We start from the raw sequence: 21,350 nt of genomic DNA on the forward strand, positions 1-21,350 counted from the left end.
GGCTATCCGGCCCTCACCGGGACGAATGGGGCAAATCTGGCAATCAGCCCTTCGGGAATTCCAGTCCCATCTCGCGGAAGCGTTCCGGGTCGTCTCCCCAGTTTTCGCGCACCTTGACGAACAGGAAGAGATGCACGGGCTGTTCGAGGATTTCGGCCAGTTCCTTGCGCGACGCGGTCGAGATCGCCTTGATCGCCTCGCCACCCTTGCCGAGCGCGATCTTCTTCTGGCTCTCGCGCTCGACGTAGATCACCTGCTCGATGCGGACCGAGCCGTCCTTGCGCTCCTCCCATTTCTCCGTCTCGACATGCGAAGAATAGGGAAGTTCCTGGTGCAGCCTGAGAAACAGTTTCTCGCGGGTGATCTCGGCCGCGAGCTGGCGCATCGGCAGGTCGGATATCTGGTCCTCGGGATAATACCACGGCCCTTCCGGCAGCGTCTTCGCCAGATAGTCCATCAGGTCGTCGCAGCCCGAGCCGGTGGTGGCCGAGATCATGAAGGTGCGCTCGAAGGTCACGAACTCGTTGGCGGCGGCGGCAAGCTTCAGCAGGTCTTCCGGCTTCACCCGGTCGATCTTGTTGAGGACGAGGATCTTGGGCTGATGGACCTCCTTCAGCCCCTCGAGGATCGTCTCGGCATCGCCCCGGATGCCCCGCTCGCTGTCGATCAGGAGCATGATGAGGTCGGCGTCCTTCGCCCCGCCCCAGGCGGTCGTCACCATGGCACGGTCGAGCCTGCGGCGCGGCTTGAAGATGCCGGGCGTATCCATGAAGACGATCTGCGCGTTGTCGTGGATCGCAATGCCGCGCACGATGGCGCGGGTCGTCTGCACCTTGTGGCTGACGATCGACACCTTGGCGCCGACAAGGCGGTTCACCAGCGTCGACTTGCCGGCATTGGTCGCGCCGATCAGCGCGACGAAACCGGAGCGGGTCGCGCCGGCCCCGGTGTCGTCGCCGGCGATGTTCTCATTTTCCGTCATGATATCCAATCATTGTTGGGCGGGCTTCTGCCACACGCCTTCGCGTTCGAGCATTTTCGTCGCGGCCACCTGCTCGGCGGCCCGCTTGGAGCGGTCGACGCCGGTTTCCGGCGCGACGCCCGGGATTTCCACCGTCACCGTGAAACGCGGATCGTGATCCGGCCCGGAACGGTCATCGACCCTGTAGGAGGGCGTGAGGCCGAATTTCGCGTGCGCCCATTCCTGCAGTTCGGTCTTGGCGTCGCGCCTCGCGCCATCGGCGCGGGTCGCACGGCCTTCCCAGTGCTTCAGGATGAAAGCGCGCGCGGCCTCCAGCCCCGCATCCAGATAGAGCGCGGCGATGAGGCTTTCCACCACATCGGCGCGCACGTTCATCATGCGCTTGCCGGTGAGCTTCTTGACGTCGGCCCCGGTGCGGATGAACCGGTGCAGTTCCAGCTCGTCCGCCACGGTGGCGCAGCTTTCGGCACTGACGAGCTGGTTCAGGCGAACGGAAAGCTCGCCTTCCGTCGCGGTGCGGAACGTCTTGAACAGGAGTTCGGCGACACAGAGCCCCAGCACGCGGTCGCCGAGGAATTCCAGCCGCTCGTAATTGGCACCCTTGGCCGAACCGGTGCTCGCATGGGTGAGCGCGCGGTCGAGCCATTGCTTGTCGGCGAATTCATGACCTATGGCTTTTTCAAGCTGGCCGCGTTCCTCCGCCGAAAGCGCCCTTGCCTTCATCACTCGACGACCTTGAAAATCCGATCCCAACGCATGTTGGTCGGCCATTTCCAGATTTCACGGAAGGACGTGTCGTTGCCGAGCGAGAAGAAGATGACGCTGGCGCGGCCGACGAGGTTTTCGGCGGGCACCATGCCCACGTCGAAGCGGCTGTCGAGCGAATTGTCGCGGTTGTCGCCCATGAAGAAATAATGGCCTTCCGGAACCACGAATTCCTGGGTGTTGTCGCCGCGCGAGACCGGCGAATGGTCCAGCGTGTCATAGGTGACGCCGTTGTCCAGCGTTTCGCGGAAGACGGGCACATCCGTGCCCGGATCGAGGCTGTAGTCGGACGTGAAAGTGCCGTCAGCCTGCTTCGGCACCGGCTTGCCGTTGACGTGGAGGACCCCGTTGATCATCTGCACGCGGTCGCCCGGCAGGCCGATCAGGCGCTTGATATAATCGACGTCCGGATGGCTCGGCAGGCGGAAGACGATGACGTCGCCGCGCTTCGGCTCGTTGAATTCCAGTATCCGGCCGGAGAAGAGATCCGGCGAGAAGGGAAGCGAATATTTCGAATAGCCGTAGGCGAACTTGTTGACGAAGATATAGTCGCCGACGAGCAGCGTCGGCATCATCGAGCCGGACGGAATGGTGAACGGCTGGAAGAGAACCGTGCGGATCACCATTGCCAGCAGCAATGCCTGGATGATGACCTTGATGTTTTCCCAGAGGCTGTTCTGCTGCTTCGTCTCGGCTTTTTCGGACACGTTCAAATTTCTTTCTCTTTCCGGCGGAGTGCCGCTTTCTAAACCCTTCGCGAACCCGCGGCAATGGCCCATGGGGTCACGGGTGGCTGATCAGGCCGGGACAGGCCTTGCCTCGATGACCACGAAGGCCTGCGCGTAAGGGTATTCGTCGGTGATGGTGACGTGGATCACCGGCTCATGGCCGGCCGGGACCATTTCGGCCAGCCTTTCGGCCGCGCCGCCGGTCAGCACCATGGTCGGCTTGCCACCGGGCAGGTTGACGACGCCCATGTCCTTCCAGAACACGCCGTTCGCAAGCCCCGTGCCGAGCGCCTTGGAACAGGCCTCCTTGGCGGCGAACCGCTTGGCATAGGACGCGGCGCGGTTCTTGCGGCGGTCGGATTTCGCCCGCTCGATCTCCGTGAAACAACGGTGGGTGAAGCGCTCGCTGAAGCGCTCGATGGATTTCTCCACCCGGCGGATGTCGATCAGGTCGCTGCCCAAGCCGATGATCATGCAGTCTGGTTCCCAACGCGGTCAGTCTTCACACTGACTTGAGCGTTCCGGCGCGCGCCGTCAAGCGCTGCAGCCGCGTACGGCGAAAACTGCGCACGCCCCAATAGGTGACGGCATAAAAGAAAAGGCCGCATAAGAGCCCGGGCGGGATGGAGCCGATCAGCATCGGTTCCAGGATCGGGCGCCAGAGCTGCGAAACGTCGAGATGGTGGAAAAGCGCGCCGAGATCGAGACGGTCGTGACCGGTCGTGCTGTTGCCGAGAATCATCTCGCCGATCTTCCAGGTGAGCGGCCAGATGAACGGACAGGTCAGCGGATTGGCGAAGGTCGTGCCCAACGCGGCGGCGATCACGCTGCCGCCAAGCAGATAGGCGACCGGGATCGCCAGGAGGATATGCAGCCCGAGGAAGGGCGTCCAGGCGCTGATGACGCCGACCGCCAGACCGGCGGCCACGGCATGCGGCGAACCGCCGATGCGCATCACTTTCAGACGATAATAGCCGAGGACGCGACGGAACCCCTTCCGGGGCAGGAGGGCATGGCGCAGTCTTTCGCGAAATCCAGGCGGGGTACGGCGGCGGAACGGCATGGGGCTATCTGGTTCATCGGCAGTCCGGTTTTCATCCAGCCGGCTGCGGGACTCTTCGATCAATCAAGCAGCCATAGCCCAAGCCGAAGATGATGGCGAAAATTGGCCCGGCCCCCGACCGGACCGGCTTCCACCGGGGAAACGCCCTCTTTCGTTGCACGACGGGCGCAAAGCCTTGCACAGGCCGCGCAGCTCTTTTCCTGCGCGGCGGAAACGGTCGAAGCCTCAGAAGCCGGACTTGCGGAACATGCCGCGGTCGATCTGGCGCATCCGGTATTCGAGGTCGATCCGGTCGCGGGCTTCGTTCAGATAGGCGATCTCGCGGTCCTGAACGGTCGGGACGCGGAACGCACGGGCGATCCTGCGGACAGAGTCAAACATGGGTTTCTTCCTTCTTTCTCATATTGCACTGCAGCAATATAAGACAGGGCCTCATGTTTTACCAACGCGACAAGCGCCGGCCAGGGTTGCATCGGGAGCATGGCAGGGAAATGGGCGGGGAGTCTGCGACTGCTTCCGGCCCAAAGGCAGTCATTCAATCCGAGAGCCTGGACCGGCCATCTTTCAATCATACACCCGCTTCAGGTTCGCCACACAGTCGAGCTCCTTCAATTGCGACAGGAGCTGGTTCAGTTGCCTGAGGTCCCAGACCTCGACCTGCATGGTGATCTCGGAGAAATCGTCGGCGCGGTTGCTGCCCATGGCCAGCGTGCGGATGTTGATGTCGAGACGGGCGATCGTCTGGGCGACGGTCGCAAGCGTGCCGGGCTCGTTCAGCGTGTTGACCTCGATCCTCACGGGGAAGCGCGACTTGTTCGCCTCGTCGAGATCCCAGCGCACGTCGATCCAGCGCTCCGGCTGGTCGTCGAAGCGCTGCAGCGAAGGAGCCTGGATCGGATAGATCGTGATGCCCTTGTCCTCTTCCATGATGCCGATGATGCGGTCGCCCGGCACGGCCCCGCTCGGCGCGAACCGCACCTGCATGTTACCGGAAAGCCCCCGGATCGGCAGCGGGTCCGGTCCCGCCTCCGCCTCTTCCGGCGTGACGGAGCGCTGGTGGGGCAGCTTGAAGATCATGCCCGACGCATTGCCGATGTTGAACCAGCCGTCGTCGGCGGCCGGCTTCACGGTGACGCGCTCGTCCTGATAGTCGGGGAAAACGGCCCGCAGCACATCCAGCGAGGACAGCTCGCCGCGCCCGACGGCGGCAATCGCATCCTCGACATCCTTGTGCGCCAGGCGGTGCAGGGCGGGTTTCAGCGCCTCGCGGGAGAAGACCTTGCCCGCCCGTTCGAAGGTGCGCTCCAGAATGCGGTGGCCGAGGCCGGCATATTGCTTGCGGATCGCCATGCGGGTGGCGCGGCGGATCGCCGAGCGCGCCTTGCCGGTGACGACGATCTCTTCCCAGGCCGCCGGCGGCACCTGCACGCCGGAGCGGATGATCTCCACTTCGTCGCCGTTGTTGAGCCGCGTCACGAGCGGCATGATGCGGCCGTTGATCTTGGCCCCCACCGTCGTGTCGCCGATATTGGTGTGGACCGCATAGGCGAAGTCGATCGGCGTGGCGCCGCGCGGCAGCGCGATCAGCTTGCCCTTGGGGGTGAAGCAGAAGACCTGGTCCTGGAAGAGTTCGAGCTTGGTATGCTCTAGGAATTCTTCCGGATTGTCGCCTTCGGCAAGGGATTCGATCGTGTGGCGGAGCCAGGAATAGGCGTTGGATTCGCGCGGCAGGAGCTCCCCCGCCCGGCCGTCCTTGTAAAGCGCATGCGCCGCGATCCCGTATTCGGCGATCTCCTGCATGAGCTGGGTGCGGATCTGCAGCTCGATGCGCTGGCGCGACGGACCGACGATGGTCGTGTGGATCGAGCGGTAATCGTTCTGCTTCGGGTTGGAGATATAATCCTTGAAGCGGCCCGGCACGACACGCCAGCGGGTGTGGACGATGCCAAGCGCCCGGTAGCAGGACGGGATGTCGCCGACGATGATGCGGAAACCGTAGACGTCCGAAAGCTGCTCGAAGGAAAGCGATTTCGACTGCATCTTGCGGAAGACCGAATAGGGCTTCTTCTGGCGCCCCTTGACGAAGGCGTCGGGCAGCCCGTTGGCGATCAGCAGTTCGCGCAGTTCGTCCTCGATCTTCTTGATGAGGCCTTCGTTGCGGGCTTCGAGATCGACGAGCCGCTTGGTGACCGTCTCGTAGGCCTCCGGGTTCATGTAGCGGAAGGACAGTTCCTCCAGCTCGTCGCGCATGTCCTGCATGCCCATGCGGCCGGCGAGCGGCGCATAGATATCCATGGTCTCTTCGGAAATGCGCGCCTTCTGCTCCGGCTTCATGTGCTCCAGCGTGCGCATGTTGTGCAGCCGGTCGGCGAGCTTGACGAGGAGCACGCGCACGTCGTCGGAAATGGCGAGCAGCAGCTTGCGCAGGTTTTCCGCCTGCTTCGCCTTCTTGGAAACGAGGTCGAGCCGCTTCAGCTTGGTCAGGCCCTCGACGAGGCGGCCGATATCCTCGCCGAACAGCTCGTCGATCTCGGCGCGGGTGGCGGTCGTATCCTCGATCGTGTCGTGCAGCAGGGCGACGGCGATGGTCGACTCGTCGAGATGCATGTCGGTCAGGATCGCGGCGACTTCGAGCGGGTGGGAGATATAGGGGTCGCCGCTTGCGCGCTTCTGCTGGCCATGCTTCTGCATGGCATAGACATAAGCCTTGTTGAGAAGAGCTTCGTTGGCGTCGGGCTTGTACTTCTGAACCCGCTCCACGAGCTCGTATTGCCGCATCATCCTGAAAAAAGTCCTCGATACCGCTCGTCTTGACACATGCAGGGATGCCCGGGACCGGTTCCCACCCGCTTTCCCATGGCAGGCAGCGGCTCCGGGCGAAAAGAAAATGGCGCGCCAACCGTCAGATTGGCGCAGCCATCATAAAACATTCAAACAGATTAGGGCGAGAGAATGAACGAAAACTTGCCAAATGAAGATTTCGTCCGGTGTACCCCGCTCTTAGTAGTCGTCGCTCTTTTCCGGCGGCACGAGGCCTTCGATGCCGGCCAGCAGTTCCTCTTCCGACATCTGGTCGAACGTGACGGTTTCCGGAAGATCCTCTTCCTCGTCGGACGCCACGGCAACCCCGCCCGCGGCGATCAGCGAAGCCGGATCGGGCTCGGGCTCGTCCACTTCCACATGCTTCTGCAGCGAATGGATGAGGTCTTCCTTCAGGTCGTCGGGGGAAAGCGTCTCGTCAGCGATCTCACGCAGGGCGACGACCGGGTTCTTGTCATTGTCGCGGTCGACCGTGATCGACGCGCCCTGCGAGATCTGGCGGGCGCGGTGGCTGGCAAGCAGCACCAGCTCGAAACGGTTGTCGACTTTGTCAATGCAATCTTCTACTGTGACACGGGCCATTGCCTGTCCTTTGTCATGGATTTCCGGGATTGCTACGCCCGATACAGCCATTGTGCGGCAAATTCAAGTTTTTCCTGACGATGCCCTTCGTTGCCCCCTACGAAGGTCTTCCGGGGACGGAAACAAATTCAACCGCTAGATGCTTGGATTATTGCGAATCGTGCCATAAATGACAGATATATGAATAGTTCGTAATGTAGTGGATTATTCCGGAGTTTTCGTTCAATTTATATTGACCGAGGCTCCACCTGCCGAGCAGGCTCATAAGAACAAGGGGATGGAGACCATATGTTTGATCCAAGAGAGAAGATTGCTCTCTTCATAGACGGCGCCAATCTTTACGCTGCATCGAAAAGCCTCGGCTTCGACATAGATTATCGTAAACTGCTGAAGGCTTTCCAGAAGCGCGGCTACCTGTTGAGGGCCTATTATTACACGGCGCTGATCGAAGATCAGGAATATTCGTCCATCCGCCCGCTGATAGACTGGCTCGATTACAACGGCTACAAGGTCGTGACCAAGCCCGCCAAGGAATTCACGGATTCCATGGGGCGCCGCAAGATCAAGGGCAACATGGATATCGAGCTCGCGATCGATGCCATGGAGCAGTCGGAAACGGTCGACCATCTCGTGCTCTTCTCCGGCGACGGCGATTTCACCACGCTGGTCGAGGCCCTGCAGCGCAAGGGACGCAAGGTTTCCGTGGTCTCCACGATGCAGACCCAGCCGCCGATGATCGCCGACGACCTGCGGCGCCAGGCCGATCATTTCATCGACCTGATGACGCTCAAAGCCGAAGTCGGCCGCGATCCTTCCGAACGCCCGCCCCGCCCGGCGGAGCACACGGAGCCGGCCGATCTGTGAGCCTTCGGGCGGCGATCCGTCTCCATATTCCGTCTTGAAAACCGTCACGCAACCTTGCATGACATGCGGTGAAGAATAGGCGCCCGTTTTTCGGCGGCGCCTTTCTTCATTTTGGGCTAGAACTTGCGACATGCTATTCGAACGCCCTTCCGACGACACCCTCTATGACGCGCTGGTCGCCCGCGACGCAGCCTATGAAGGTTTTGCCTGGGCGGCCGTGAGGACGACCGGCGTCTTCTGCCGCCTCACCTGCCCGGCCCGCAAGCCGAAGCGCGAGAACACCACCTTCTACGAGACCATCGCGGAATGCCTGGAGGCGGGCTTCCGCCCCTGCAGCCGCTGCCGGCCCATGCTGAAGCTCGGCGAGGCCGATCCGATGGTGACCAGGCTTCTCACCGCGCTCGATGCCGATCCGCACCGCCGCTGGAGCGAGGAGGATGTGGGCTTCCTCGGCATCGATCCATCGACCGCGCGGCGCGCCTTCAAGCGGCAGTTCGGCATGAGCTTCCTGGAGGTCGCGCGGCTGAGGCGCATGGGCAAGGCGGCCGAAACGCTGACATCCGGCGCCAGCGTCATCGACGCACAGATCGACGCGGGTTACGAATCCGGCAGCGGATTCCGCAGCGCGGTGACGAAACTCTTCGGCGCGGCTCCCGCCAGCCTGCGCGACAAGCCCCTGCTCCGGGCCGACTGGATCGAGACGCCGATCGGGCCGATGATGGCGATCGCCGACCAGCATGCCCTGCATCTCCTCGAATTCGCCGAACGCAAGGCCCTGCCGGCGGAAATCAGGAAGCTGCAGACGTTCACCGGCAGCGGCATCGTCATGGGCCGCCACCCGCCGATCGACGAGATCGAGGCAGAGTTGAAAGCCTATTTCGCCGGAGAAGATCTCGGCTTCAGGACGCGGCTCGCGGGCCACGGGTCGCCGTTCCAGCGGCAGGTCTGGGACGCATTGCGCGCCATTCCGGTCGGCACGTCGCGAACCTACGGCGCGATCGCGGCCGAACTCGGCCTGCCCTCCTCCACCCGCGCGGTCGCGGGCGCAAACGGCGCCAACCAGATCGCCATCGTCATCCCCTGCCACCGGGTGCTTTCGGCCGATGGCAGCCTCACCGGTTACGGCGGCGGACTGTGGCGCAAGCGCTGGCTCATCGAACACGAGCGACGCATGGCCGCCCGCCGGGAAGGCCATTTGGCTGCTGCGGCATCCTGAGAAAGGTCGAACCCGCGACGCAGGCGACCGAAAAGGCCACGGCAGGAGACGGCGAGGACATGGTCAGTTCGCCTTCAGAAGTCGTGACTTCTGGCGGTTCCAGTCGCGTTCCTTCTCCGTCTCGCGCTTGTCATGCAGCTTCTTGCCCTTGGCGAGCGCAAGTTCCAGCTTGGCGCGGCCCTTTTCGTTGAAATAGATTTTCAGCGGCACGAGCGTCATGCCCTCGCGGTTGATCGCGGCGCGCAGCCGGTTGATCTCGCGCTTGGAAAGCAGCAGCTTGCGGCGGCGACGCGGCTCATGGTTGAAGCGGTTCGCCTGCAGATATTCCGGCAGATGCGAATTGATCAGCCAGATCTCTTCGCCTTCGTCCGAAGCGTAGGATTCCGCGATATTCGCCTTGCCGTCGCGCAGGGACTTGACCTCGGTTCCCGTCAGCACCAGGCCGGCCTCGTAGGTATCGACGATTTCGTAGTTGAAGCGGGCCTTGCGGTTTTCCGCGACAATCTTGTTCACCGTGCGCTGGCTGCCTTTGGGTGCCATGACCGAATTCCGTTCCGCCCTTATCCGAAAACAAATCCCCGCCCATGGGCGATGAGCGGGGTTGACGACTATGTAATGCGCAAGGCGCAAAATGTGAAGCGGGGCAACAGGCCCTGCTTCACGTCAGTTCAAGAGGCCTGCATGGCGCAGGGCCGCATCGATCGCCGCCTCGGTTGCCGGCTCCAGCGTCGAGATGAGCGGCGAGCGGACGGTGCGGTTCATGCCGCGCGTCCTGTGAAGGCCGTATTTCGCGCCACAGAGGCCGGGCTCCATGAAGATCGCCTTGTGCAGCGGCATCAGCCGGTCCTGATATTCCAGCGCCTTGCCGTAATCGCCGGCGAGCGTCGCGGCCTGGAATTCGGCACAGAGGCGCGGCGCGACATTGGCGGTCACCGAAATGCAGCCGACCCCGCCATGGGCGTTGAAGCCGAGCGCAGTCGCATCCTCACCGGAGAGCTGGACGAAATCCTTGCCGCAGGTGATGCGCTGTTCGGAGACACGCTCGATCTTGCCGGTCGCATCCTTGACGCCGACGATGTTCTTGTGCGCCTTCGCAAGCGCGCCCATCGTTTCCGGCAGCATGTCGATGACCGAACGCGGCGGGATGTTGTAGATGATGATCGGCAGCTTCGTCGCTTCGGCAATCGCCGAGAAATGCGCGATCAGGCCCTTCTGGGTGGGCTTGTTGTAATAGGGCGTGACGACCAGAACGGCATCCGCGCCGGCCTTTTCCGCATGCACGGCAAGCTCGATCGCCTCCCTCGTGTTGTTGGAGCCGGCGCCGGCGATCACGGGCACGCGCTTTTTCGTCACCTCGATGCAGAGTTCCACGACGCGCTTGTGCTCGTCATGGGACAGCGTCGGCGATTCACCCGTCGTGCCGACCGGCACGAGGCCGCTGCTGCCTTCGCCGATCTGCCAATCCACATGCGCGGCAAAGGCATCCTCATCCACCGAACCATCGGTAGCGAAAGGGGTGACGAGCGCGGGCATTGATCCCTTGAACATGCAAAGCTCCCAATCGGCAGCGTTTCATTCTGCTGCCGCAATCCGTGACTATAAGGTCGCGCACCATAAAGCGGCGGGAAAGCGGCGACAAGCGCGGCAGCAAGGGATTTCATGCGGAATTCCATATAAGAAATCGCGCATTTTCATAATGGTGGTAAGGTTTCATTAATCTGCGCAGCGGCTAATAGGGGTTAGACATCTTTTTCGCGAGTTTCCGGATGAACAGGTCCGTTCTCATCCTCGCCGCTCTGGGGCTTGGCGCCGCGAGCATGCAGAGCCTTGCCGCGCCGCCTTCCGACGGCGCCGTCCCGCTGCCGTTCGTGAAGCCGGAAAACCCGGTCTCCACACCCGTGCCCACCGCCATGCCCATGCCCATGCCAGCGCCTTCGCCGGACGTGACCGGCGCCATTCCCCGCACCGGACGGCTGCAGCCCGCGATCGTGCTCAAGGAAGGTCTCGATGCCCTTTCCGACAACGATATCGCAACGGCGCTCGCCATCCGGAACGGCCTTTCGGAAGGCTCGCTGGACCGCCATATCCTCACCTGGGCGATAGCCACCTCGGGCGCACCGGGCGTGCCTTCAGGCGAAATCGCCTTCGCCCAGCGGGAACTGAAGGGCTGGCCCGGCCTGAAAAACCTGCGCGCCAATTCCGAACGTGCCCTTTATAGGGAAAACCCGCCGGCCGCCGCCGTGCTTGCGGCCTTCGGCCCGACCCGGCCGGAAACCACCGAGGGCGCGATCATCCTTGCCCGGGCGCTGGCCGCCACGGGCAGAACGGCCGAAGCTGCCCGCCCGTTGCGCCAGCTCTGGCTTTCGGAGCCGCTCGACAAGCCGACGGAAGACAAGATCCTCGCCGAGTTTCCGTCGCTCCTCTCGCCCGCCGACCACAAGGCGCGCATGGACTACCTGATGTACAAGGGCCGCGCGGCTCAGGCGAAGCGCTTCGGCGACCTCGGCAAGGCCCAGTCGCTTTACAAGGCCTGGGCCGCCGTCATCAGCAACGCAAAGAATGCCGAAACTCTTCTCAATGCGGCGGATGGCTCCTGGAAGAGCGACGCGGGCTATCTCTTCGCCCGGATCGAATACCTCCGCCGGCAGGACAAATACCGCGACGCCGCCGACCTCCTCGGAAAAGCGCCCCGGGAAGCGTCCAGACTCGTCAACGTGACCGAATGGTGGAACGAACGGCGCATCGTGGCGCGCGGGCTTGCCGATCAGGGCGATTTCAAGCTCGCCTACAGGACCGCAGCGGATTATGTCGCCACCTCCTCCACCGATATCGTCGATGCGGAATTCCACGCAGGCTGGTATGCGCTGCGGGCGCTACGCGACCCCGCCGCCGCGGAGAAGCATTTCCGCAAGATCCTCGACAGTTCCAATCGGCCCCTTTCGGCCTCACGCGCCTGGTACTGGCTCGGCCGTGCCGCGGAAGACGGCGGTCCCGGCAACGCACGCGAGTTCTTCGCCAAGGCGGCGAGCCATCCCGGCACGTTCTACGGCCAGCTTGCCGCCGCCCGCCTGAACATCAGGACGCTCGACGTCACCTACCCCTCGCCCTCTTCCACGGACCGGCAGAATTTCGAAAACCGCGAGGCCGTGAAAGCCATCGCCCGGCTGGAGGTTACCGGCCACGAGAAGCGGGCCGGCGCGCTTTACCGGGCGCTGGCCGACGAGATCACCAGCCCCGGTGAACTCGCCATCCTCGCCGCCCGTGCAGAGGCGAAAGACAACCACGCCCTTTCGCTGCAGATCGGCAAGACCGCCTTCGGCCGCGGCATCGAGGTCGCGGCGCTGGCCTTCCCGATCGGCGTCATTCCGTCGGGCGCCAATATCGCCGGCTCCGGCAAGGCGCTTGCCTATGCCATCGCCCGACAGGAAAGCGCGTTCAATCCGGCTGCGGTCTCCGCCGCCAATGCGCGCGGCCTCCTGCAACTCCTGCCCGGCACCGCCCAGGGCGTCGCCAAACGGCACGGCCTTTCCTATGCCGCAACGAAACTCACCACCGACGCCGGCTACAACGCCACGCTCGGCGCGCATTACCTCGGCGAGCAGATCGACACGTTCGGCGGCTCCTACATCCTCACCTTCATCGCCTACAATGCCGGCCCAAAGCGGGTGCCGGAATGGATCGGCCGCTACGGAGACCCGCGCGGCAGATCGCTGGATGACGTGGTCGACTGGATCGAGCGCATCCCCTTCCCCGAAACCCGCAACTACGTGCAGCGCGTGATGGAAAACTATCAGGTCTACAAAACCCGGCTCGGCCAGAAGGCCGATATCGAGACGGACCTGCGCTTCGGACGGCAATAGCCGTCCGAGAGGGCGTTGACGGGTAGTGGGTCCCGCTCCCGATCTCCCGGCGACAACGTGGAAACATATGACGCAGCTCGCTGCACCGGTATGACCGCCGAGGCTGAGGAACCCACGCGTCAATTCCGTTAGTCGAGGGGGAGCGACGCGCTTCAGGGATCTGTCTCTTCCCGCTATCCCGGAACCGCGTCCCACCTTCGAGGAAGCACATCCACCTCAAGCGCGGTTTCGATCATCAGCGCCACGCGAGCACGATAAGCAGGCCTTCTCCCAACGCTCCGCTCCCTCAAACAAAAAAGCCCGGCGCGAACGCCGGGCTCCTTAATTTCAACTTCGGTCAGATCAGAAGTCGCGCTGCAGGCGGACGAAGCCAGCCCAGTCTTCGCTGCCGTCGGAATAAGCAACGGCAACCTTGGACTTGAGGCCTTCGGTGATCTGGTAGTTGATGGTGGCGCCAGCGGTCCAGAAGTCGTCGCCGGTGTAGTCACCATCAATGTCAAGATCGGTGTTCCAGAAATAGTTGAATTCCGGGATGATCTCGAGCTTGTCGGTTGCCTTGATGACATACTGCGCGGCGACTGCCCATTCAGCTGCCTCGTAATAAGTGCTCGGCGCGCTGGACCAGAGAGCGGCAAGCTGGAGCGAACCCGGGCCGACATCAGCCGAAAGCATGCCGCGGATCGCGCCTTCTTCGGCTTCGATGTCGTAAGAACCGAGCAACTCGGCGCTGACGGCACCGAACTTGCCACGGACGATCGCTTCGATACCTACGCCCTGGCTGTCGCCGTGAGCAGCAATGCTGTCGGTGATTTCATCGACCTGCAAGCCTGCAAGGAACGCATCGTTTTCGTAGATATAAGCGACAGAGGTGTAGCGGGTATTGTTGCTCAGCAGATCGGACTCGCCGGCCAGATCGTTATCCCACCAGCTAAGGTAGGTACCAGCCTTGAAGCCACCAAGCTGCAGATAGACTTCATCGAAGTAGAAATCATCATTGCTGGTGCTGTTGGAACCGTCACGGGAAGCTTCACCATGGATGGCGATGAAGCCGGTCAACGTGCCGAGTTCGGTGTCGCTCTTGGACGTTACTTCAAGGCGGCCGCGGGTCCATGCATCCCAGTCGCCGCCATTGAAACCATTGACGCTATCGCCAATGTCAACCTGGAAACGAACGTAACCGCCAATTTTCAGGCAGGTTTCGGTCCCAGGAATGTAGAAATAGCCAGTGCCGAAAGCGTCGCAAACGCGAACATATTCCAGCGGTTCCGGTTCCGCAGCCACGATCGCGTCAGCAGCATGAGCGCCAGATACACCCGCAAGAGCGGCAACCGAACCAATGAGAAGGCTTTTGATCTTCATTACTTGACCTCCAGTCAGAAATCAAAAAAGCAAGTGAACCCCAGTACCCGGCCGATTATCCGCCGTTCCTGTGGAGTGACAAGCAAGTTCACCCATACGGACACCAGTTAGACGTGCGATTGCAAACCGGCAGTCTCTTTTTTGTCACAAAATCGATACCGAACCGCAAGGTTTAACCCATTGGTTAATCAACTCTTAAGGTTGCGAACGTCTCGGAATATCCGGCTACAGAGGAAATCAAACGAATCGCTCATTGAAAAAGCAAAAAGCCCGGACCGAGGTCCGGGCTTCAAGTCAGGCTCTCGCCTAAGCAGAATTAGAAGGTACGCTGCAGGCGGACGAAACCGGTCCAAGCGTCCGGCTGATCCTGATAGTTAACCGTGCCCTTGAATGCGAGACCAGAAGTGATCGCGTAGTCGAGGGTCACACCAGCGCGCCAGTCATCGTCGTTGAAGCGGTAGCTATCCCAAACGTACTGGAAGCCGGGGGTGATCGTGAGCTTGTCGGTCGCCTTGATAGCGTAAGAAGCTGCAACAGCCCACTCGCCAGAGAGGTTACCGTTGTAGTAGGCCGACACATCAGAGCTCCAGATCACGAAGCCCTGCAAGGTGCCCGGGCCAACCGGCGCACTGGCGAGAAGGCGGACGGCGCCTTCTTCAGCTTCGATGTCGTAGCTACCCAAGAGGTCGACAGCAACAGAGCCGAACTTGGCGCTTACGATAGCTTCTACACCAACGCCCTGGCTATCGCCGGGACCAGCAATAGTGTCGGTGATTTCATCAAGCTGAAGGCCAGCCGAGAAGGCATCGCCCGTGTAGGTGTAGGCAACAGAGGTCCAACGAGTGTTGGCGCCGCCAGCATTGGCATCGGTTTCACCGTTGATGCCCTTATCCCACCAGTTGAGGTAGGTACCAGCCTTGAAGCCGCCGAGCGACAGGTAGACTTCGTCGAAGTAGAAACGATCCGAGCTGGAAGCACCGGAGTTGTCACGCGAAGATTCGCCATGGATGGCGATGAAGCCGGTCAGCGTGCCGAGCTCGGTGTCGCTCTTGGACGTCACTTCGAGACGACCACGGGTCCACGCATCCCAATCGTTGCCGTTGTAGCTGTTGGTAGCGTCGCCGATATCAACCTGGAAACGAACGTAGCCGCCGATCTTGAGGCAGGTTTCGGTGCCCGGGATGTAGAAGTAGCCGGTGCCGAAAGCGTCGCAAACGCGAACGTATTCCAGGGGCTCCGGTTCTGCAGCTACGATGGCGTCAGCAGCCTGAGCGCCGGTTACTGCTGCGAGGGCAGCAGCGGAGCCGAGAAGAAGGCTCTTGATGTTCATTTTTGACCTCCAGTCAAAGTTTCGTGTGGGTTTGGGTTCTTTTTGCTGAAGGACAGCGTTCCCTGCCCCATCCCCGTCGATTGCCAGAAGAAGGACGATCCACCGCCTCGCTTCCGAATGTGAAAATACAAGACGGCAAAGGCCATGCAATCTGGAACTTCAGCCGGACGCAGTTCCGAAACCCGCTTCCCCAAGGCCTGTTGCCGAAAGGACACAAAGCCGGCCCCGACCCCGGCCATTATTTTACGCTTTGTTAAGAAAGAGCTTATCATGCAGCCACTTAGCGGCTGAAACCGGCTCCCCGGGGAGAATCGCACGGCCGGAAGATTCGCAGGCGCGCCTGGACGTATTCGCGCGGCGCCTTGTTTCGTCGGGGGAAGGTCTGAAAGGGCCCGGGGCCGTCCCGGTGGGCCATGAAATGGCGGAGAAGATGGGATTCGAACCCACGATACGCTTTTGACGTATACTCCCTTAGCAGGGGAGCGCCTTCGACCACTCGGCCACCTCTCCGGTGCGGTCTACCTATGTCGAAGCCCCCGCGAATGCAAGGCATTTGTGACAGCGACGGCAAAGTTTTACATGCATCGTTTCGAGGCTCCGGGCACCGCGAGCCGCCAGCGCAGCCTCCTCCGATTCGATTCGGGGCGTGCGCCCGGCCCGGCGCAGGCGGCCGGTTCTCAGTAGCCGGAACGCGGCGCTGCGTTTCCCGCTCCGCGGTCGTAGCGGGCTGCCAGAGCCCTCAAGGCGCCGGAAAACTCCGTCACATCGGCCCCGACGGCGACGAAGGTCGCTCCCAGATCGAGATAGTGGCGGTTCAGAGATTCGCTGAAGGTGAGGATACCGGCCGCCTTGCCGGCCTTCACGATCGACACGATCGCCTTGTCGATCACCTCCTGCACTTCCGGCGCCTCCATGCGGCCGAGATAACCCATGTCGGCGGAAAGATCGGCGGGACCGATGAAGATGCCGTCGACGCCGTCGACCGCGGCGATATTCTCGAGGTCGCGAATCGCCGCCATGGTCTCCGCCTGCACGATCAGGCAGATCTCGTCGCCGGCGGTCTCGGCATAATCGGGAATCGCGTTGAAGCCGGAAGCGCGTGCGACGGCAGCGCCGAGGCCGCGGACGCCCCGCGGGGGATAACGCACGGCACGGACGAGTTCCTCCGCCTGCCTTGCCGAATCGACCATAGGCACGAGAAGCGTGCGGGCGCCGATATCCAGCAGTTGCTTGACGATCCAGGTCTCGCCGATCGGCGGGCGCACGACCACCTCGGAAGGCGAAGCGGAAAGCGCCTGAAGCTGCGCCATGATGCTGCGCAGATCGTTCGGCCCGTGCTCGCCGTCGATCACCAGCCAGTCGAACCCGGCCTTGCCGGCGATTTCCGCCGTCAGCGCCTCGCCCATGTTGAGCCAGAGGCCGATCTGCTGCCGCCCCGCCTTCAAGCCCGCCTTGAACTGATTCTTCGGAGCCGGCATCGCATTTCCCTCAGACGAGAAGCTGTTTGAGATCGGCGGCAGGATCGGCAAGGATGGCCCTGTTCGGCTCGATGCCGGCTTCGAGCATCTTCTTGCCGGTCACATAGGCCTTGGCATCGTTGATCGCATCGACGGCGATGAACTTCCCCTCGCGGAAATACCAGACGGACAGGCTTCCCTCGCGGGCGCCCGGCCGCGCGAACGTCTCGTCATATCCCATGTTGAAGCCGGCGATCTGCAGTTTCACGTCGTACTGATCGGACCAGAACCAGGGTTTCGGGTCGTAGGGCGTCCCGCCGCCGGCCATGATCGCCGCGGCGGCCTCTGCCTGATCGACGGCATTCTGCACCGATTCGAGACGAATCCGCCTGCCCTTCCACGGCAGCATGGCGCAGTCGCCCATGGCGAAGATCGAAGAATCGGAGGTGCGGGCGAATTCGTCGACGATGACGCCATTGCCGACATCAAGGCCGCAATCCTGCGCGAGCCGGTCGTTCGGCGTGACGCCGATGCCGACGATGACGAAATCGACCTCGATCGTGCTGCCATCGGACAGTTCGGCGGCACGCACCTTGCCGTTCTCGCCCACCAGGCGATGCAGGCCGGTCCTTTCGCGGATGACGACGCCGTGCCCCTGGTGAATGGCGCGCATCACGTCGGCGGTTTCCCGGGCCGCCACGCGCTGCAGGATGCGGTCGGCCATTTCGATCAGCGTCACTTCCAGGCCGAGATGCCGGGCAACCGCTGCGGCCTCCAGGCCGATATAGCCGCCGCCTATAATAAGGAGTCTGCGGCCGGGCCGCATCTCGCCGGCGAGCAGATCGGCGTCCCGCTTGTCGCGCACGGTAAAGACGCCGCCGAGATCGCCGCCGACGCCTGGCGGCAGCATGCGCGGCGTCGAGCCGGTCGCAAGCGCGAGCGTCTCATATTGCAACACCGCGCCGTCCTGCATGCGCACGCTTGCGGCCTTGCGGTCGATCTCCTCGACATAGGTCGACAGCAGAAGCTCGACGCCGTTGTCCGGATACCAGCTTTCCGGGCGGAAGGTCAGCCTTTCGAACTCCATCTCGCCGAGCAGGTATTTCTTGGAGAGCGGCGGGCGCTGGTAGGGAATCACATCCTCCGAGCCGATGATCGTGATAGGCCGCATGTCCTTGAGCGCGCGAAGCTTCGCGGCGAGCGCAAATCCCGCCTGTCCCGCGCCGACAATCACCAGTCTCCCCGTCACGCTTCACTCCCAAACCGAGAATTCATGTTTTGCGCTGAGATAGCACGATAGTCCGACGGCAAGGGGTATCGCCGCGACGCCGGCCCGTCAACAACGCGACATCCGGGATTATACACTTTGCGTTGGGAGCTGTTCCATACGGGGAGGAAAAAGTGCCTGCTTCCGAGGCAAATGCCCTGTTTTCTGGCGATATTCCTCGGATCGATCGCATTTTACATATCCGTTTCAGAATGTGTCAGCGGAAGAGGAATAAAGTCATAGCCAAGGAGAAGCAGGAGGGTGTCATGCCCCTGACCATGGAACACGACACGAAGCTGAAGAATTCACGCGAACATATCTTCGAGAAGTTCTCGCTCGACCGGCCGGGCAAGATCATCTTCGTCGAACGCCACCTCAGCACCAAGAGGGGGCTGCGCTGCCTGATCCGAACCATTTCGCTTGCCGGCGCCGAGCTCGACGTCAATCCTCACCTGCCGGTACCGAACAATTTCTTCCTGGAAATCCTCGGCATCCATGACGAGATCGGCTGCACCCTCATCCGCCGCGAGGAGGAGAAGGTGACCGTCGGCTTCAACATGCTGATCGACCCGGAATTCATGCATCACGCCATCCGGCTGAGTTTCGAGACCGGCCACTGACGGAGCCCGCCCTTCGGGGCCGGCCGGCATTTTCGCCCCGCCGCCCACCCGCCAGCCTGGCAAGCAGCGGCACGGCCCACCGAAACCCGCGCCATTCGGCGCTCTCCAGCGGATCGGCCAGGGGATGCCTCCTGCCTCGTCCGTCATTTTCCTTCCTCAGTTCGTCCCAGAGCGTGACCCAGTTGAGAAGCATGGCGGCGTCTCCATCTATATATACGCGACACCACCGAGCTAATCGCTTGCGGGCGACGTTTGTAGACACGCCGGCGAAAGCCGCTTTTCATCCATGAACGATCGGAAGTGCGCGGGCTGAACGACAAGGTGCCTCGAATGACGGATGCAGGCTGGGACGACCTGAAGCTCTTCCTCCATGTGGCGACCGAAGGCGGCCTCAGCGGCGCGGCCGGCCGCACGGGTCTCAGCGCGCCGACCATCGGACGGCGGATGCTGGCGCTGGAGCGCACCACGGGCCGGACGCTTTTCATACGCAGCCAGCAGGGATACCGGCTGGCGCCGGACGGCGAGACCCTGCTTGCGCACGTTCGCACCATGCAGCGAACGGCCGACAACATTGCCGACTGGAGGGGACAGGCCTTCGCCCTGCCGATCGTATCGATCGGCGCCGACGCCTGGCTTTCCGGCTTCATCGCCGACCACACGGCGAATATCCGCGGCAAGGACGACCGCTTCCGGCTCTGCTGCAAGTCGCTGCACGAAGGCATGGACTTCACCTATCGCGAGGCGGATGTGGGGCTTGTCGGCCGCCGTCCGGAATCCGGCAATGTCGCGATCCGCCGGTCGGTCGGCGTGGCGCATGCCGTCTATAAGGCGCGGGGGCTTCCCGAGGACGGGAGCCTGCCATGGGTTTCGATCGGGACCGAAAGCTCCCACGCGCCGGCGGACAAATGGGTCTTCCAGCACCACGAGGCGGGCGTCCGCACCTGGACCAATTCGCCGGGCCTGCTGCTGCGCCTGATTGCGGGCGGCAACGGCCGGGGCGTGCTGCCCTGCTTTGCGGGCGATTCGCATGCCGGCATGGTGCGCGAAGGCGAGATCATCACGGAACTCACCTATACGATCTGGATCGTCGCCAATGACGACGACCGGCATCGGCCGGAAGTGCGCCATGTGATCGAAAGACTTGGCGACCTGTTCCGGCGCGAAGAGAAGAGATTCAGCGGCCAAATGGCATGAACAGCCTCAACTGGACTTGCGCGCCAACGAAACGCACCTATTGTGTGCCGATTTTAGAAAAGCGGAAATCAATCCATGCCTGCATTCTCGCGTTTCACACCGTTGATCAGCGCACTTCCCGCGACCGTTCCCTTCGTCGGTCCGGAAGCCATCGAGCGCAACCGGGGCCTTGCCGTGAAAGCCCGTATCGGCGCCAATGAAAATGGCTTCGGTCCCTCTCCCCTGGCCATCGAAGCGATGTGCGCCGCTGCCGGCGAGACCTGGAAATATGCGGACCCGGAGAATTTCGAGCTCAAGCAAGCGCTCGCCTCCCATCTCGGCTGCGCAGCCGACAACATCGCGATCGGGGAAGGCGTCGACAGCCTGCTCGGCCTCGTCGTCCGCATGGTGATCGATCCCGGCCTGCCGGTCGTCACGTCCTTCGGCGCCTATCCCACCTTCAATTTCCATGTCGCCGGCCATGGCGGACGGCTGGTGACGGTGCCCTATCTCGACGACCGCGAAAATCTGGAAGGCCTGCTGGAGGCCGTTCGCCGCGAGAATGCGCCGCTCGTCTATTTCGCCAATCCCGACAATCCGATGGGAAGCTGGTGGGACGCCGACAACATCGTCGCCTTTGCCAGGGCGCTGCCGGAAAGCTGTCTGATGATCCTCGACGAGGCCTATTGCGAGACCGGTCCGGCAGATGCCACGCCGGCGATTTCCGCCCTCATCGACCAGCCGAACGTCATCCGCACCCGGACGTTCTCGAAAGCCTACGGCATGGCCGGCTCGCGAGTGGGTTACGCGATCTCGACACCCGGCACCGCGCAGGCCTTCGACAAGATCCGCAACCATTTCGGCATGAACCGGATCGGCGTCGCCGCGGCGCTCGCCGCGCTCAAGGACCAGGCCTATCTTTCCCAGGTCATCGACAGGATCAGGGATTCCCGTGAGCGGATCGCCCGCGTGGCGGAGTCCAACGGCCTGAAGCCGCTGCCTTCCGCCACCAATTTCGTGGCGATCGACTGCGGCCGGGACGGCGCCCATGCCCGGTCCATCGTCGACGGGCTGATGGAGCACGGCGTGTTCATCCGCATGCCCGGCGTCGCGCCGCTCAACCGCTGCATCCGCATCAGCACGGGGCCGGAATCGGACATGGTTTTTCTAGAGGAAGCGCTGCCGAAGGTCCTGAAAAACCTCTGAGACATAAAGAAGGGACCGCGCCGGCCTTGTTCCTGCCGGCTGCGGCCCCAAATCCAGG

The 21,350-nt window shown here is 62.5% G+C and carries 20 protein-coding genes and 1 tRNA gene; 6 read left to right on the forward strand and 15 right to left on the reverse strand.

Going from position 1 to position 21,350, the window contains the following annotated elements:
- Positions 1–43 precede the first annotated feature (43 nt).
- The 8 genes from era to rpoZ form a co-directional block, all read right to left on the reverse strand.
- Positions 44–982 (reverse strand): GTPase Era, encoded by a 939-nt coding sequence (era, locus tag ACFFP0_RS20605; protein ID WP_377264070.1) that lies wholly within the window; start codon positions 980–982, stop codon positions 44–46.
- A gap of 9 nt (positions 983–991) precedes the next feature.
- Positions 992–1,705: a ribonuclease III gene (gene rnc / locus ACFFP0_RS20610; protein ID WP_377264347.1), complete on the reverse strand. Its 714-nt coding sequence runs from the start codon at positions 1,703–1,705 to the stop codon at positions 992–994.
- Positions 1,705–2,454, reverse strand: a complete 750-nt coding sequence (gene lepB, locus ACFFP0_RS20615; protein WP_377264071.1) for a signal peptidase I — start codon at positions 2,452–2,454, stop codon at positions 1,705–1,707. The genes rnc and lepB overlap by 1 nt, the downstream gene beginning before the upstream one ends.
- A 90-nt stretch (positions 2,455–2,544) precedes the next feature.
- On the reverse strand, positions 2,545–2,949 hold the full coding sequence (gene acpS / locus ACFFP0_RS20620) for a holo-ACP synthase (protein WP_377264072.1): 405 nt from the start codon (positions 2,947–2,949) through the stop codon (positions 2,545–2,547).
- A 28-nt stretch (positions 2,950–2,977) separates the two neighbouring features.
- Positions 2,978–3,538: a DUF2062 domain-containing protein gene (locus ACFFP0_RS20625; protein ID WP_377264073.1), complete on the reverse strand. Its 561-nt coding sequence runs from the start codon at positions 3,536–3,538 to the stop codon at positions 2,978–2,980.
- Between the two features lie 225 nt (positions 3,539–3,763).
- Positions 3,764–3,919 (reverse strand): DUF3563 family protein, encoded by a 156-nt coding sequence (locus tag ACFFP0_RS20630; protein ID WP_377264074.1) that lies wholly within the window; start codon positions 3,917–3,919, stop codon positions 3,764–3,766.
- Between the two features lie 183 nt (positions 3,920–4,102).
- Complete coding sequence (locus tag ACFFP0_RS20635; protein WP_377264075.1) at positions 4,103–6,319, reverse strand: RelA/SpoT family protein; 2,217 nt, start codon at positions 6,317–6,319, stop codon at positions 4,103–4,105.
- 219 nt (positions 6,320–6,538) lie between these two features.
- On the reverse strand, positions 6,539–6,940 hold the full coding sequence (rpoZ, locus tag ACFFP0_RS20640; RefSeq protein ID WP_377264076.1) for a DNA-directed RNA polymerase subunit omega: 402 nt from the start codon (positions 6,938–6,940) through the stop codon (positions 6,539–6,541).
- Between the two features lie 288 nt (positions 6,941–7,228).
- Between rpoZ and ACFFP0_RS20645 the strand changes: the two genes are divergently transcribed.
- Complete coding sequence (locus ACFFP0_RS20645) at positions 7,229–7,804, forward strand: LabA-like NYN domain-containing protein (RefSeq protein ID WP_377264077.1); 576 nt, start codon at positions 7,229–7,231, stop codon at positions 7,802–7,804.
- A gap of 130 nt (positions 7,805–7,934) precedes the next feature.
- A complete protein-coding gene (locus tag ACFFP0_RS20650; RefSeq protein ID WP_377264078.1) occupies positions 7,935–9,020 on the forward strand; it encodes a bifunctional transcriptional activator/DNA repair enzyme AdaA in 1,086 nt (361 codons plus the stop codon).
- Between the two features lie 63 nt (positions 9,021–9,083).
- Here ACFFP0_RS20650 and smpB read toward each other — a convergent pair whose 3' ends face one another.
- Both smpB and dapA read right to left on the reverse strand, forming a co-directional pair.
- Positions 9,084–9,560 (reverse strand): SsrA-binding protein SmpB, encoded by a 477-nt coding sequence (gene smpB / locus ACFFP0_RS20655; RefSeq protein WP_377264079.1) that lies wholly within the window; start codon positions 9,558–9,560, stop codon positions 9,084–9,086.
- 123 nt (positions 9,561–9,683) lie between these two features.
- Positions 9,684–10,568: a 4-hydroxy-tetrahydrodipicolinate synthase gene (gene dapA, locus ACFFP0_RS20660; RefSeq protein ID WP_377264080.1), complete on the reverse strand. Its 885-nt coding sequence runs from the start codon at positions 10,566–10,568 to the stop codon at positions 9,684–9,686.
- Positions 10,569–10,786: 218 nt separating this feature from the next.
- Between dapA and ACFFP0_RS20665 the strand changes: the two genes are divergently transcribed.
- The gene (locus ACFFP0_RS20665) at positions 10,787–12,880 is read left to right on the forward strand and encodes a lytic transglycosylase domain-containing protein (protein WP_377264081.1); all 2,094 of its coding nucleotides are present in this window, start codon (positions 10,787–10,789) and stop codon (positions 12,878–12,880) included.
- Between the two features lie 342 nt (positions 12,881–13,222).
- Here ACFFP0_RS20665 and ACFFP0_RS20670 read toward each other — a convergent pair whose 3' ends face one another.
- The 5 genes from ACFFP0_RS20670 to ACFFP0_RS20690 all read right to left on the reverse strand — a co-directional run bounded on the left by ACFFP0_RS20670 (position 13,223) and on the right by ACFFP0_RS20690 (position 18,275).
- Positions 13,223–14,239, reverse strand: a complete 1,017-nt coding sequence (locus tag ACFFP0_RS20670) for a porin (RefSeq protein ID WP_377264082.1) — start codon at positions 14,237–14,239, stop codon at positions 13,223–13,225.
- Between the two features lie 316 nt (positions 14,240–14,555).
- Positions 14,556–15,569, reverse strand: coding sequence for a porin (locus ACFFP0_RS20675; RefSeq protein WP_377264083.1), 1,014 nt, complete (start codon positions 15,567–15,569; stop codon positions 14,556–14,558).
- 419 nt (positions 15,570–15,988) lie between these two features.
- Positions 15,989–16,079 (reverse strand) — tRNA-Ser (locus ACFFP0_RS20680).
- 167 nt (positions 16,080–16,246) lie between these two features.
- Positions 16,247–17,047: an aldolase/citrate lyase family protein gene (locus ACFFP0_RS20685; protein WP_377264084.1), complete on the reverse strand. Its 801-nt coding sequence runs from the start codon at positions 17,045–17,047 to the stop codon at positions 16,247–16,249.
- A 10-nt stretch (positions 17,048–17,057) separates the two neighbouring features.
- Positions 17,058–18,275 carry an NAD(P)/FAD-dependent oxidoreductase gene (locus ACFFP0_RS20690; protein ID WP_377264085.1) on the reverse strand — a complete coding sequence of 406 codons (1,218 nt, stop codon included), beginning with the start codon at positions 18,273–18,275 and terminating at the stop codon, positions 17,058–17,060.
- 284 nt (positions 18,276–18,559) lie between these two features.
- Between ACFFP0_RS20690 and ACFFP0_RS20695 the strand changes: the two genes are divergently transcribed.
- From ACFFP0_RS20695 to ACFFP0_RS20705, 3 genes are all read left to right on the forward strand, one after another.
- Complete coding sequence (locus ACFFP0_RS20695; protein ID WP_377264086.1) at positions 18,560–18,913, forward strand: hypothetical protein; 354 nt, start codon at positions 18,560–18,562, stop codon at positions 18,911–18,913.
- A gap of 330 nt (positions 18,914–19,243) precedes the next feature.
- A complete protein-coding gene (locus ACFFP0_RS20700) occupies positions 19,244–20,107 on the forward strand; it encodes a LysR family transcriptional regulator (protein WP_377264087.1) in 864 nt (287 codons plus the stop codon).
- Between the two features lie 75 nt (positions 20,108–20,182).
- The gene (locus tag ACFFP0_RS20705; RefSeq protein WP_377264088.1) at positions 20,183–21,292 is read left to right on the forward strand and encodes a pyridoxal phosphate-dependent aminotransferase; all 1,110 of its coding nucleotides are present in this window, start codon (positions 20,183–20,185) and stop codon (positions 21,290–21,292) included.
- The last annotated feature ends 58 nt before the right edge of the window (positions 21,293–21,350 follow it).

Source organism: Neorhizobium puerariae, from assembly GCF_042429745.1.
Classification (GTDB): Bacteria; Pseudomonadota; Alphaproteobacteria; order Rhizobiales; family Rhizobiaceae; genus Neorhizobium; species Neorhizobium puerariae.